Origin of the sequence: Candidatus Thioglobus sp., from assembly GCF_029243085.1 — a bacterium.
Classification (GTDB): domain Bacteria; phylum Pseudomonadota; class Gammaproteobacteria; order PS1; family Pseudothioglobaceae; genus Thioglobus_A.
The window spans coordinates 12,551-26,430 of sequence record NZ_JAQWSS010000011.1 but is presented as its reverse complement, the minus strand read 5'-3'; the positions used below and the strand labels follow the sequence as shown (position 1 = coordinate 26,430).

The following is a 13,880-nucleotide window of genomic DNA, read 5'->3' as shown; positions in this document are numbered from 1 at the left end:
AATTAATTCTAATTTATTTATAGAAGATTTACAAGGAGAATCATGTTTGAAAGATCTAACACACTAAGTATGGTAGACGCAGATATTGCTAATGCAATTGATGCGGAAATGGCTCGTCAAGAAGCGCACATTGAGCTAATTGCTAGTGAAAATTACACTTCTCCTGCGGTCATGGAAGCTCAAGGTTCGCAATTAACAAATAAATATGCTGAAGGTTATCCAAAGAAGCGTTACTATGGTGGTTGTGAGCATGTGGATGTTGTTGAACAATTAGCAATTGATCGTGCTAAAGAGTTGTTCGGAGCGGATTATGCAAATGTTCAACCTCATTCTGGATCGCAAGCAAATGCAGCAGTATTTCAAGCTTTGTTGACTCCGGGCGATACTATTTTAGGTATGAGTCTTGCTCATGGCGGCCACTTAACTCACGGCGCGGCTCCTTCGTTTTCAGGTAAAAACTTTAATTCTATCCAGTATGGTTTAGATGAAGCCACAGGTGAAATTGATTATGCTCAAGTTGAGGCACTAGCAAAAGAACACAATCCTAAAATGATTATCGCTGGTTTTTCAGCCTATTCACGTGTGGTTGATTGGCAACGTTTTCGAGATATTGCCGATTCAATTGGCGCTTATTTATTGGTTGATATGGCTCACGTTGCTGGATTGATTGCAACAGGTCAGTATCCATCTCCAGTTGGCATTGCTGATGTTACAACTACTACTACACACAAGACATTGCGCGGCCCTCGTGGTGGTTTGATTCTAGCTAAGGCTAATGAAGAAATTGAAAAGAAATTAAATTCTGCGATCTTTCCAGGTATTCAGGGTGGCCCACTAATGCATATTATTGCTGCTAAAGCAGTGTGCTTTAAAGAAGCAATGAGTGACGAATATACAACTTATCAAAAGCAAGTAAAAGTCAACGCACAAGCAATGGCCAAAACCTTTATTGAGCGTGGTTTTGATGTAGTATCGGGTGGTACTGACGATCATTTGTTCCTGGTAAGTTTTATTGATCAAGGACTGACTGGCAAGGCAGTTGATGCAGCATTAGGTGCTGCACATATTACAGTTAATATGAATGCCGTTCCGAACGATCCACAGTCACCATTTGTAACAAGTGGTATTCGTGTCGGTACGCCAGCAGTTACTACACGTGGTTTTGACGAGACTGATTGTGCAAACTTAGCTTCATGGATGTGTGACATTTGTGATGATCTTGAAAACCAATCGATCATCGAGCAAGTGCAAGCAAAAGTTTCCGAACTTTGTGCAGCACACCCAGTTTACAAATAGCATTTATCAAGGGGGAGAATGCGCTGTCCGTTTTGCCAGTCTGACGATACCAAGGTTTTAGACACTCGTTTAATTGATGACGGCTCTCAAGTGCGTCGTCGTCGTGAGTGCACTTCTTGCTCTGAGCGTTATTCAACTCGAGAAACGGTTGATTTAAACCTGCCTCGTTTGGTTAAGAGCGATGAATCTCGTGAATCTTTTAGCGAGGATAAGCTTCGTTCGGGTTTGCTTAAAGCGTTAGAAAAACGTCCAGTTAAAACTTCACAAATTGAAACGGCTATTCAGCGCATTGAGCGTAAGCTTATGACGCAAGCAGAGCGTGAAGTCCCTTCTACCAAAATTGGTGAGTGGGTGATGGAGGAGTTAAAGGCGCTTGATGAGGTGGCCTATATCCGTTTCGCCTCAGTTTATCGACAATTTCAAGATATTGAGGCATTCAAGAATGAGATTGAAAAACTCATGAATAAATAACAATATGGCAAAAACAAAGAGTGAATTTGTTTGTCGAGATTGTGGCGCCTCACAGCCTCAGTGGGCTGGACAATGTCTTACTTGTAAAGAGTGGAATACATTAGAAGAAGTTGTTCTATCTACCAGTGCTGCCTCTAAGCCAGAAAGTCTTAAAGATCTTCCTGCTTCTGTAGTGCAAAATCTGTCCAATGTTAAATCTGAACATCGAGAGCGTCTTAGTACTGGCTTAAGTGAACTTGATAGAACCTTAGGTGGAGGCTTAGTTGATGGGTCGGTAGTGTTAATAGGCGGTGATCCAGGTATTGGTAAATCCACTCTTATTTTGCAAGCCATGGCTGCAATTAATAAAAACGATACTACGCTATATGTGAGTGGTGAAGAGTCAGCAGAACAAGTGAGTGATCGAGCAATTCGATTAGGTATCGATGAAGATATCTTGTTACTAAGTGAAACTCATCTTGAAAAAATCGTAAAACTTGCCAAAGAAGTACAGCCCAAAGTTATTGTGATTGACTCCATTCAAACCATGGTAACTGATGGCTCAAGTTCTGCGCCAGGTTCTGTTACTCAAGTGCGTGATTGTGCAGCGCAACTAACGCAGTTTGCAAAACAAACCAACACTATCTTGCTGATGATTGGCCATGTCACCAAGGGTGGCGCTTTGGCAGGTCCAAGAATTCTTGAGCATATGGTGGATGCAGTATTGTATTTTGAAGGCGATGCGGGTGGGCGTTACCGGATTATTCGTGCCGTAAAAAATCGCTTTGGCGCCGTTAATGAAATCAGTGTGTATGCAATGGGTGAAACTGGTTTGCAACAAGTTGACAACCCTTCTGCAATCTTTTTATCTAATCAGGCTAAACCATCACCAGGTTCTATGGTGATGGTAACGCGCGAGGCGACAAGACCGCTGATGATTGAAGTGCAAGCCTTGGTTGATCAGGCAGGTGGAAACCCCAAAAGAGTTAGCGTAGGGTTGGAGCAAAATCGCCTTGCCTTGCAACTGGCTGTGCTACATAAGCATGGCGGAATAGCGACACACGATCAAGATGTTTTTGTAAATGTAGTGGGTGGTATTAAGGTTAATGAAACCGCATCTGACCTTGTGGTAATGCTAGCAATTATGTCAAGTCTTAGAGATCGAGTCATCCCTAATGATTGGATTGCATTTGGCGAAGTAGGGTTGACTGGTGAAGTACGCCCAGTTTACAATGCGATTGAGAGATTACAAGAGGCTCAAAAACACGGTTTTAAGGTGGCAATCATACCAAAGGGTAATCTACCTAAAAAAGCACCTAAAGGACTAAAAATCGTCCCTGTGGAATATTTATATCAAGCTTTGCAGTATATGAGTGAGAATACCTAATAATTGATTGACGCTTTCTATCTGAATCACTCATAAGAGTGTTATAATTTTTTTTGAACTAAGTTATATAACCAAATAAGGATAATCCATGAATAAATTTATTGCAGGAATGCTATTAGTGCTTATTTCAGCCTCATCTCAAGCTGATTTTCAAACAGCATGGGAAAAAAGCGTAGGCTGGACTATTGAAAGTACGAAAATCATAGATAGTTTTAAACATGATAACGGCAGAATAGAGTCTGCTTTTCAAGGGTGTGAAGTAGGTAGGGAAATTTATTTTCGTGATGATACTTTCGTAATTTGTAATACTAAAGGATATCAGTATGCCTATGCGCCAACTGCAATATTACTTAGTAAATCCGTTTCCGATGGAGGTAAAACTTCTAAGGTATGGAGGATGATTGTTAATAACGAGATGTACGGAATAGAATAGGTTTTACAAAAACCCATTAAAACCATTAAAAACCTAAGAGTTTCACTCTTAGGTTTTTTTTGTTGATATTAAAGATCAACGCCTTTTTGCGCCTTAATGTTTGCTCTAAAAGCATGCTTGATATCTTTCACTTCGCTCACCGTATCAGCAATTTCTATTAGGCTATCTGCAGCAGCTCTACCGGTAATCACCACGTGTTGGTCTTTTGGACGATTATTAAGCACATCAAGAATCATTTGCTCATCAAGGTATTTATAGCTAATCATGTACGTCAATTCATCTAGCACCACTAAATCAATTGATTCATCTTCAAGATAGCTTTGAGCTTTTGACCAGGTTTCAACTGCCATAGCCGTGTCGTAGGCCTTATCTTGCGTATCCCAGGTAAAGCCAGTTTTCATAAAGGTGGTATGAACATTAGGTTGTTTGGCAAGAAAGGCATCTTCACCCGTATCTTGTACGCCTTTTAAGAATTTGGCAATACCGACTTGCATGTCGTAGCCAAGTGCACGGCAAACCATTCCTAGCGAGGAGGATGATTTACCTTTGCCATTACCCGTCAGTAATACAATAATGCCTTTATCAATATTAGCTTCTTCTATGCGGTTATCAATATGTTCTTTCTTGCGCTGCATGCGCGCTTTATATTGATCGTCAGCCATATATCTTTATGATTTTTTCTGCGCTGAGAAAAATGGGATAAATGCATAGCGATGGTTAAGTGTAAAAACAATTGACACTGCAATCATCCAGTAAAGAACTGGCGCTATTTCAACCACTGACCATTGAGCGGCATAAGCACCAAAGTTAGCCCAGCCTGTTTTTGCATAAGTGGCGGTAAAGAAATAATAGCTTGATGTTGCAATGAGCCACTGAGCGCTTGCCGCTGCAACAACAATTAATGCATTCTTTACAATGCTAGTATCGATATTTAAACTACCAATATATTTTCCCACCCAGAAAATTCCGTAGTAAGTAACAGGTAATACACTATAAGCAGGGGTAATACAATGGGCGCTAACGCCTTCATGTACGATTGCATAGTTATCAATGGCAATAGCACTAATAATAATTGCAAAAGCTACCCAGAATTGTCGTAAGTAAATGCCAGCAATAAACAAAGCGGGAATAGTGAAATCAGGCAAATGCACAATGCTTGATAGCCAGTTAGAGTGTCCACGCGTAGCAATCATTAAAAGCACCATGATAAATACGGCGAATATTGTTCTAGTTTTGTTGATTTGATCTGTCATTTAAAATCCTACTTATTCAAAAAAAGTTATTAGTTTTATTATAGCCCTATAACCAGTTATCAAGACTACTACTATAGCATTGCTGGTTTAGAATTTATAAGTCACACCTAAGGTTAGTGTTCTTCCTAATACCTTGTAACCTTTTGCCATTTCATATTCTTTATCTAAGGCATTATTTAGGTTAATTGAGACACTGGTTTGTTTATTGTAACCGTAACTAGTAAATAAGTTAAGCAACCCGTAACCACCTAATTTATCATCATTAGTAGGTCTATCCTTGTCCCAGGCCCAAGATTTCCCTGTTAGATTGATACGGTGTTTATATTTTCCATGTATTTTTGTAGTAGTAAAACTAGCCGCATGATTTGGTCTTCTACCTTTTTGGTCGCCATTAGGTTTTTTTGCAGTATTGTAATCATAGTTTGTATCAATGCTCCAGCCTAGTAAATCCGTACCTGCTACTAATTCGATACCTTCGATATTAACAGTTCCATCGTTGGTGTAGTACGCAGTTAAATAATTACTATCAGGGTCAAAATATTTAAAAATATCAGTAACTTTACTTTTATAAACTTTTCCAGACCAAGACCAAGTGCCATAATCCTTACTGGCGCTAAATTCAATATTTTTTGAGTGTTCTGGCTTAAGTTCAGTTTTGCCATTGGTCAAATTTTGGTTGTTTTTGTAATGGTCGGGTAGGTTGGTGGCCTTACCAAAAGAAGCTGTCACCCTTACATCGTTATCTAAATTTTTTGCCCAATTCACATTATAGGTATTGTGTATGCTAAATTTATCATGATCAACTATTCTGGCACCAAGTGATAATTCGTTATCATTAATAACACCTTGCCATTGGGAGAATAAATCAGTGTGTTTGATCTGTTTAGTCTTGCCAATATCTTTATCAACTGTATCTGAAATACCAACAGATAGCTTTCCGTTGTCTAATGTATATTCATTAATGATGGCAATTGTATTTAGTTTATATTTATCTCCACGACGCTGTGTTTTTTGATTCAAATAATCAAATCTAGTGTTTAATTTTTCACTGAATTGATGATTAACTTCAATATTAAATTGAGTTAAGTTGTTATCAGGTTTTGGGGTGCCCCACGAGTCATCGTATTCAATTGTAGCATTAGTATTTAATATATTAAGCTTAGCATTAGTTTTTTCAGATAACACACCACCAATATTAAGGCTTCCCGAAGTTCTGTCTATCGGGTCTAAGTCACCATCACTTGTTGCATCAATACCATCGGTATGATAGTCGCTTAGTGTGTAATTAATGTAGTTACCATTATTATTGGTGCTAGAGCTCAATGTTAATTTCTTAGTATTATGTGTGCCGTAAGAAAAGCCAACTTTACTGTGTGTTCCAGGTTTAGATTCTTTATTGGTGAAGACATGAACTACACCACCAATAGCACCTGGTCCGTAGAGTGATGAGAAGGGACCCTTGGTGATTTCGACACGTTCTATCTGATCTAACGGGACTACGTCAAAATTTGGTTGGGTTGCGGTAACTGAAACTACACTACCATCAACAAGTAATAATGTGTGACTTGCTTCATTACCACGAATACGCAATGCTGTTATGTTTCCCTGTCCACCTTCAAATGAAACACCAGGAATGGTTGCCAAAAGTTCGGTAAAGGTATTAGTGCCTGTTTTTAGAATATCAGATTTATCTAGTTTGATGGTAGATGCAATTGCTCCAATAACAGGATTGGACGTTCTATACTCTGTGTTTAGATAAATAGGAATGGGACCCAATACCGCATTAGTTGCTGTAGTAAAAGTTAGTATAGATACTGCAGCCGCTAAGGGCAGTTGTTTAATATTCATGATTGCTCTGTTAATTATTTAACGAGCGCGAGAATGATATACATAAAAAGTATTTCTATTACTCACCACCCATCGTAGTTGTTAATTTGCTATTCGAATATGTATCGGACTTTACCGTTGCGAGGGCAGTGTTGGAGTTACACCAACTTCCAGTGATTCAGAACAGCGGTAATTATACTTTTAATAAGCATGATATGACTACTATTATGGAATCTGAAATAGCTATTCTCATGTAAAATCTTTGATTTTTATATGATTAAGTAGGAGTGAGTGAAGATGAGCCAGGTTTACAATTTTAGTGCCGGCCCTGCAATGCTACCAGCGCAGGTTACAAAACTAATGCAACAAGAGTTATTGGAGTATGGCAATGCCAAAGCATCGGTTATGGAAATCTCTCACCGTGGTGCTGATTTTATGGCGATGGCTCAAAAATCAGAACAAGACCTTAGAGACTTGATGAATATTCCTGATAACTATAAAGTTTTGTTTTTACAAGGTGGTGCATCAGCGCAGTTTTCAATGGTGCCTATTAATCTACTACGTGGCAAAACAAAAGCGAATTATGCACACACGGGCCACTGGTCAAAGAAAGCAATTGCTGAAGGCCAACGTTACTGTGATGTGAATATTTGTACAGATAGCTCAGGTAATAAATATACCAATATTGATGATTTCTCAAACTGGAATATTGATGCGGATGGTGCGTACTTGCACTACACACCAAACGAAACTATTGCTGGTTTGGAGTTTGACTACGTACCTGAAGTTGATATGCCATTAGTGGCCGATATGTCTTCAACGATCTTATCGCGTGAGATTGATGTATCAAAATACGGTGTGATCTATGCAGGTGCACAAAAGAACATTAGTATTTCTGGTTTAACCATTGTGATTGTTAGGGATGATTTAATTGGTGATGTAGTGGCTAACCAGCCAATTTTATTTGATTATGCAACACAGGCGAATAACGATTCAATGTATAACACACCAGCTACATACCCATGGTATGTGGCCGGCCGTGTATTTGAATGGTTAAAAGAGCAGGGTGGATTGAGTGCAATGGCGAAGATTAATGAAACTAAAGCAAAAACACTTTACGCTGCCATTGATGGTTCTGATTTTTATTCAAACCCTGTAGCGGAGAAATATCGTTCATGGATGAATGTGCCGTTTTTATTAGCCAATGAAGATCTGAACGGCTTGTTTTTAGAAAAAGCAGCCGAGCGTGATTTAATCACACTTAAGGGTCATCGCTCGGTGGGCGGTATGCGCGCCAGTATTTACAATGCAATGCCACAAGAAGGCATTGATTCATTGGTTGGTTTTATGAAAGATTTTGAAAAGGAAAATGCATAATGGTTAAGATTCAAACACTCAATAATATCTCACCTGTTGGCTTAGATAAATTACCAAGAGAGGGTTATGAAGTTGCTTCTGAAGTAACAAACCCTGATGCGATTTTGGTACGTAGTGCCAAAATGCATGACATGGAAATTGGTGATAATTTAAAAGCGGTAGGCCGTGCTGGCGCAGGTGTTAACAATATTCCACTGGATAAAATGAGCGACAAAGGTGTGGTGGTATTTAATGCACCAGGGGCTAATGCAAATGCAGTAAAAGAATTGGTGATTTCATCTATGCTTTTATCTAGTCGTAATATTTGCCAGGCATGGAATTACGTTAATGGATTGCCGTTAGACAACTTAAAGACTGCCATTGAAGATGGCAAGAAAAATTATGCTGGCTCAGAATTACCAGGAAAAACACTTGGTATTGTTGGTCTTGGTGCGATTGGCGTACAAATTGCCAATGCAGCACACGCACTCGGCATGAAAGTAATTGGTTTTGATCCATCAATTACCATCAAAAGTGCTTGGAAATTATCAGCAGAAGTTGAGCAGGCGTTAAGTGTCGATGAATTATTTTCACAAAGTGATTTTGTTTCGTTTCATGTGCCATTGGTTGAAGGCACTAAGAATTTACTCAACGAAGAGCGTATTGCTTTGTTACCAGAGGGTGCGACCATTCTTAACTTTGCCCGTGACGGTATTGTTGATGAAGATGCGCTAATCACAGCACTTGAAGCTGGAAAGGTTAAATACTACGTTACAGATTTCCCGATAGATGATAAAAAAGATCACGAACGCGTGATTGCATTACCACATTTAGGCGCATCAACCGCTGAAGCGGAAGATAATTGTGCGATCATGGTGGCAAATCAGATTAAAGATTATCTTGAAAATGGTAATATTTTAAATTCGGTTAATTTCCCCGAAGCAAAAATGCCAAGAGCGGGCAAAGAACGTTTGGCGATTACGCATAAAAATATCCCGAATATGGTGGGTCAAATTTCAACAGCAGTGGCTGATGCGGGTGCAAATATTGTAGACATGTTGAACAAATCAAGAGACGAGGTTGCTTATACTTTAATCGACCTAGAGAGTGAAATTTCTGATACAGTAATCGATAATTTAAAACAGATTGAAGGCGTCTTAACGGTAAGAGGTCTTTAGACAAAAAATGGCTAAAAAAACACTGGATGAACTAAGGGTTGAAATTGATGCGCTGGATAAAGAGATTCAGTCGCTCATCGGCGCACGTGCTCAGCTTGCCTCGGCGGTAGCTGAGGTTAAAAAAGCTTCAGAAGATCAAAGTGTTTTTTACCGTCCTGAGCGTGAAGCTCAAGTGTTACGTAAGATTATTGATCGTAACGATAATTTGCTTAAAGACAAGGATATGGCACACATTTTCCGTGAGATTATGTCGGCTTGCCTTGCCCTAGAGCAGCCCCTTAATATTGCTTATTTAGGACCTGAAGGCACCTTTACCCAGGAAGCTGCATTAAAGCATTTTGGCCATGCGGTATCAACACTTGATTGTGGTAGTATTGATGAAATTTTCCATCAAGTTGAAAAGGGCAACGCGCATTATGGCGTGGTTCCGATTGAAAACTCTTCAAATGGTGTGATTGGTGGTACAGTTGATATGCTGTACTCTCAGGGTTTGAAAATTTGTGGTGAGGTTGAGATATCTATCCAACATCAGTTGATGATGGCAGACCAGTCTAGGGAAATTAAAACGATTTATGCGCATCAGCAAGCACTCGATCAGTGCCAACGCTGGTTGAGTAATCATCATCCGAATGCCGAGCTAAGGCCGGTGGCTTCTAACGCTTTGGCAGCACGTATTGTCAAAGATGAGCCGAATTCAGCAGCAATTGCATCAGAGGCAGCGCTAAGCCTATACAGTTTAGAAAGAGTGGCTAAAAATATCGAAGACAAAACAGGCAACGTTACGCGTTTCTTGATACTTGGTAACGAAGAGGTTGCACCTTCAGGTAAAGACAAAACTTCTATGTTGATTGTTACCAAACACGAATCTGGTGCGTTGCTAGATTTGCTCGCACCTTTTAAGGATCAAGGTATCAATATGCTGCAATTGGCACGCCACCCAATTCCTGGAGTGAAATGGGAGTACTTATTCCTGATCGATATTGAAGGCCATCAACAAGAAGATCATGTGAAAACTGCGTTAGATCAGGTTGCACAAAGGGTGCTAAAAGTTGATATTTTAGGATCGTACCCAGTCGCTGTTTTATGAGTGTTTGTGAGTCTATACTCTCCCTGAGTCCATATCAGGGTGGCAAGCCCATTAGCGAGCTGCAACGTGAGCTAGGTTTAGATCACGTGGTTAAGCTTGCTAGCAATGAGAACCCTTTGGGTCCAGGGCCTAAGGCACTAGATGCGATACAACAAGCCAGTAGTGAAATTAGTCGATACCCAGATGGTAATGGCTTTGAACTTAAACGAGCGATTGCTGAGCATTTGTCAGTTACAGTCGATGGCATTACCTTAGGCAATGGTTCAAATGATATTTTAGAATTAGTAGCTAGAGCGTATGTTTGTCAAGCGGAAGACGAGGTGATTTTTTCACAATACGCATTTGTGGTTTATCCTTTAGTAACTCAGGCTTTAGGTGCAAGTGCGGTGGTTACACCGGCCAATAAATTTGGCCACGATCTTGATGCGATGTTTGGCGCAATTACCGATAATACCAAGCTAATTTTTATTGCCAATCCAAATAATCCAACTGGAACACTACTAAGTAACGAGGAAATTTACGGCTTTTTATCTAAGGTACCAAGCTCGATTATTGTGGTGCTGGATCAGGCTTATATTGAGTATTTAGATGCAAGTGATATTACAATCAACTGGTTGGAAGAATTTGACAATTTAATCATTACTCGTACCTTTTCTAAAGCTTACGGTTTGGCTGGTTTGAGAGTTGGTTATTCAATATCCCACCCTCAAGTTGCAGATTATTTAAACCGTATTCGACAGCCTTTTAACGTTAATCACATTGCGCAAAATGCTGCAATAGCTGCTTTAGCAGACGGAGCGTTTTTGGTTCGATCGGTGTCTGCAAATAAAAATGGCTTATTACAACTCTCACAAGGATTTGATCATTTGCGTTTGTCTTATATTCCGTCGCATGCGAATTTTGTATCAGTTAAAGTTAAAGATGCTGGAGCGACTTACCAAAAATTATTAGAAAAGGGTTTTATTGTACGCCCCGTTGAAATGAAAGGCTATTTACGTGTTTCAGTCGGCACAAGAAATGAAAATGAAGAATTCCTCTCTGCATTAAAATCCGCCTTATGATTAATAATATCTGCATTATTGGTGTTGGACTCATAGGCGGGTCATTTGCCGCAGGATTAAAACAGTCTGGTCAAATTAAAAGCATTATTGGTTTTGGCCGTAACGAAGAAAACCTTATCAAAGCAAAATCACTGAATGTGATTGATGACTATAGTTTAGATATTGCCATTGCTTTAAAAGGCGTAGATATGGTGCTTATTGCCACACCGGTAAATAGTTTTGCCGCGGTTTTAGAGATGATTAAACCATATATTGACGATTCGGTTGTTATCTCAGATGTGGGCAGTACCAAGGGTAGTGTGGTTGCTGTTGCGAAAGAGGTTTTTGGCGAGGTGCCGTCAAGATTTATCCCCGCACACCCAATTGCTGGCAAAGAAAAAAGTGGTGTAGAAGCGAGTGATGGCGAGCTATTTAATCACAAACGTGTGATACTAACACCAGAAGAAAATGCTGATACAAAAGCACTAGAAGCAGTCTCAAAGATGTGGACAATATTAGGAGCAAAAGTAGAAACCATGACACACCAAAAACACGATGATTTATTAGCAATGACATCACATTTACCACATATGCTGGCCTTTGGGCTGATGGACTATTTGGTTAAAAGTAACCCAGATGCCTGTGATTATGCGGCAGGTGGGTTTAAAGATTTTTCACGTATTGCTTCATCCGATGCTGTTATGTGGCGTGATATCTGCCTTAATAATTCAGCAGACATTGTCAAACACATTCAAGGCTACCAGCAGGTGTTAGATAACTTATCTGGTTTAATTGAAAGCAATGAATCAGACGCATTAGAAAAATTATTCTCAGAGGCAAAAACTGCACGAGATGAATGGATTAAAGATTAAGTATGAGTAAATTTATTGCCAAACCGGCACATTCATTGTCAGGCAACCTTAAAGTACCGGGCGATAAGTCAATCTCTCACCGCTCTATCATGCTGGGGTCATTGGCCGATGGCATTACTAAAGTAACTGGTTTTTTAGAAGGTGAGGATGCCTTGTCTACCTTGAAGGCTTTTCAGGCAATGGGCGTTAAAATTGAGCGTGAAGGTGACAATGTTACTATTTATGGTGTTGGTATCAATGGTTTAAAGAAACCTTCAGAGCCACTTGATTTGGGCAACTCCGGCACTTCTATTCGACTTATGTCAGGTATCTTAGCTGCACAGAATTTTGATTGTGAGCTGATTGGTGACGAATCACTTTCAAAGCGCCCAATGGGTAGAGTTATTAACCCATTGACTGAGATGGGTGCAGTGATTGATAGTAACGATGGTAAGCCACCACTCAAGATTAAAGGTGGGCAACCACTTAAAGGTATTACATATGACCTACCAGTAGCCTCTGCACAAGTAAAGTCTTGTGTGTTATTGGCTGGGTTATACGCGCAGGGGCAAACATGTGTTACTGAGCCAGCACCAACACGTGATCATACCGAGCGCATGTTAAAAGGCTTGGGTTATGAGGTTAATGTTGATAACAACAAAATGTGTTTAACTGGTGGCGGTGAACTAACAGCAACTGAAATTCAAGTACCAAGTGATATCTCTTCATCAGCATTCTTTATGGTGGCTGCAGCGATTGCACCACAGTCTGATGTGACTTTAACAGGTGTTAATGTTAATCCGACACGTACAGGTGTGATTAATATCTTGCAACTAATGGGCGCAAACCTTACTTTGTCAAACGAGCGTGAAATTGGCGGTGAATTGTTAGCTGATATTCGTATCCAATCATCAGAATTAAAAGGCATTCAGATTCCGGAAGATTTAGTTCCATTGGCGATTGATGAGTTTCCAGCAGTATTTATTGCTGCGAGTTGCGCCCAGGGCGAAACAGTGCTAACAGGTGCAAAAGAGTTGCGTGTTAAAGAGTCGGATAGAATTCAAGTGATGGCAGACGGTTTAGATATCCTAGGCATTAAAAACGAGGTACTGGAAGACGGTATTAAAATCCAAGGCGGTGTTTTTCAAAAACCAACCGATATGATTGAATCACATCATGATCATCGTATATCAATGTCATTTGCTGTGGCATCTTTACGATGTAACCATCCAATTGAAATTAATGGTGTAGATAATGTAATGACTTCATTCCCAAATTTTGTCGAATTATCCAACTCTGCTGGTATGGATATTACAGAAGTATAAAGACTTTTAGACGATAAAAAGGCGCTCATTGAGCGCCTTTTTGCTTTTACAGAATTTTTAAAAAAATCCTAGTAGCCGCCTTTACGTTTTGTCTCTGGCAAACCTGCAATCTTTCCAGCTTGTTTAGCAGGACCTTTAGGGAATAAAGTGTATAACTCTTTAGTGGTTAATTTACCATCCCAATCGCCTTTCAAGCCTTTAACCATGTTGCGCTCATTTGGCTGGTTAGCGTTGTTATTGATGTACTCATCACGCAAGAAGTTAATTAATTTAAAACTTTCGTCAGTCAGGTTAACACCTTCCTCTTCTGCAAATTCTGCAGCGATATCTTCATTCCATGCGTTAAGGTCAACTAAGTAACCATGATCGTCTCTTTCTAAATCAGCTAATGCCATCT

The 13,880-nt window shown here is 39.8% G+C and carries 14 protein-coding genes and 1 riboswitch; of the genes, 10 read left to right on the top strand and 4 right to left on the bottom strand.

What is annotated here, in order from left to right; genetic code table 11:
* The first annotated feature begins 42 nt into the window (after positions 1–42).
* The 4 genes from glyA (at position 43) to P8M52_RS00650 (ending at position 3,566) form a co-directional block, all read left to right on the top strand.
* Entirely contained in the window at positions 43–1,296 is a 1,254-nt protein-coding gene (gene glyA / locus P8M52_RS00665) for a serine hydroxymethyltransferase (RefSeq protein WP_300305857.1), read from the top strand.
* An 18-nt stretch (positions 1,297–1,314) separates the two neighbouring features.
* Positions 1,315–1,767: a transcriptional regulator NrdR gene (gene nrdR / locus P8M52_RS00660; RefSeq protein ID WP_300305855.1), complete on the top strand. Its 453-nt coding sequence runs from the start codon at positions 1,315–1,317 to the stop codon at positions 1,765–1,767.
* A gap of 4 nt (positions 1,768–1,771) precedes the next feature.
* Positions 1,772–3,133 carry a DNA repair protein RadA gene (gene radA, locus P8M52_RS00655; protein ID WP_300305853.1) on the top strand — a complete coding sequence of 454 codons (1,362 nt, stop codon included), beginning with the start codon at positions 1,772–1,774 and terminating at the stop codon, positions 3,131–3,133.
* A gap of 88 nt (positions 3,134–3,221) precedes the next feature.
* A complete protein-coding gene (locus P8M52_RS00650; RefSeq protein ID WP_300305851.1) occupies positions 3,222–3,566 on the top strand; it encodes a hypothetical protein in 345 nt (114 codons plus the stop codon).
* A gap of 68 nt (positions 3,567–3,634) precedes the next feature.
* Here the strand turns inward: P8M52_RS00650 and cobO are convergent, their stop codons facing one another.
* The 3 genes from cobO to P8M52_RS00635 form a co-directional block, all read right to left on the bottom strand.
* Positions 3,635–4,228, bottom strand: coding sequence for a cob(I)yrinic acid a,c-diamide adenosyltransferase (gene cobO, locus P8M52_RS00645; protein ID WP_300305849.1), 594 nt, complete (start codon positions 4,226–4,228; stop codon positions 3,635–3,637).
* Positions 4,229–4,234: 6 nt separating this feature from the next.
* Positions 4,235–4,819, bottom strand: a complete 585-nt coding sequence (locus P8M52_RS00640; protein ID WP_300305847.1) for a hypothetical protein — start codon at positions 4,817–4,819, stop codon at positions 4,235–4,237.
* A gap of 87 nt (positions 4,820–4,906) precedes the next feature.
* Positions 4,907–6,667 (bottom strand): TonB-dependent receptor, encoded by a 1,761-nt coding sequence (locus P8M52_RS00635; protein ID WP_300305845.1) that lies wholly within the window; start codon positions 6,665–6,667, stop codon positions 4,907–4,909.
* A gap of 101 nt (positions 6,668–6,768) precedes the next feature.
* Positions 6,769–6,818: riboswitch (cobalamin riboswitch) on the bottom strand.
* A gap of 125 nt (positions 6,819–6,943) precedes the next feature.
* On the opposite strand from P8M52_RS00635, the gene serC reads away from it, so the two are divergent.
* From serC to aroA, 6 genes are read left to right on the top strand one after another with little or no spacing between them, the layout of a single operon-like run.
* On the top strand, positions 6,944–8,023 hold the full coding sequence (gene serC / locus P8M52_RS00630; RefSeq protein ID WP_300305844.1) for a 3-phosphoserine/phosphohydroxythreonine transaminase: 1,080 nt from the start codon (positions 6,944–6,946) through the stop codon (positions 8,021–8,023).
* The gene (locus tag P8M52_RS00625) at positions 8,023–9,180 is read left to right on the top strand and encodes a phosphoglycerate dehydrogenase (protein ID WP_300305842.1); all 1,158 of its coding nucleotides are present in this window, start codon (positions 8,023–8,025) and stop codon (positions 9,178–9,180) included. The genes serC and P8M52_RS00625 overlap by 1 nt, the downstream gene beginning before the upstream one ends.
* A gap of 7 nt (positions 9,181–9,187) precedes the next feature.
* Positions 9,188–10,267 (top strand): prephenate dehydratase, encoded by a 1,080-nt coding sequence (gene pheA / locus P8M52_RS00620; RefSeq protein WP_300305840.1) that lies wholly within the window; start codon positions 9,188–9,190, stop codon positions 10,265–10,267.
* A complete protein-coding gene (gene hisC, locus P8M52_RS00615; RefSeq protein ID WP_300305838.1) occupies positions 10,264–11,328 on the top strand; it encodes a histidinol-phosphate transaminase in 1,065 nt (354 codons plus the stop codon). Before pheA ends, hisC begins: the two co-directional genes overlap by 4 nt.
* Complete coding sequence (locus tag P8M52_RS00610) at positions 11,325–12,179, top strand: prephenate dehydrogenase/arogenate dehydrogenase family protein (RefSeq protein WP_300305836.1); 855 nt, start codon at positions 11,325–11,327, stop codon at positions 12,177–12,179. Before hisC ends, P8M52_RS00610 begins: the two co-directional genes overlap by 4 nt.
* Before the next feature lie 2 nt (positions 12,180–12,181).
* Positions 12,182–13,483, top strand: coding sequence for a 3-phosphoshikimate 1-carboxyvinyltransferase (gene aroA, locus P8M52_RS00605; RefSeq protein WP_300305834.1), 1,302 nt, complete (start codon positions 12,182–12,184; stop codon positions 13,481–13,483).
* Between the two features lie 68 nt (positions 13,484–13,551).
* Here the strand turns inward: aroA and P8M52_RS00600 are convergent, their stop codons facing one another.
* The gene (locus P8M52_RS00600; protein WP_300305832.1) at positions 13,552–13,878 is read right to left on the bottom strand and encodes a TusE/DsrC/DsvC family sulfur relay protein; all 327 of its coding nucleotides are present in this window, start codon (positions 13,876–13,878) and stop codon (positions 13,552–13,554) included.
* Positions 13,879–13,880: the final 2 nt, after the last annotated feature.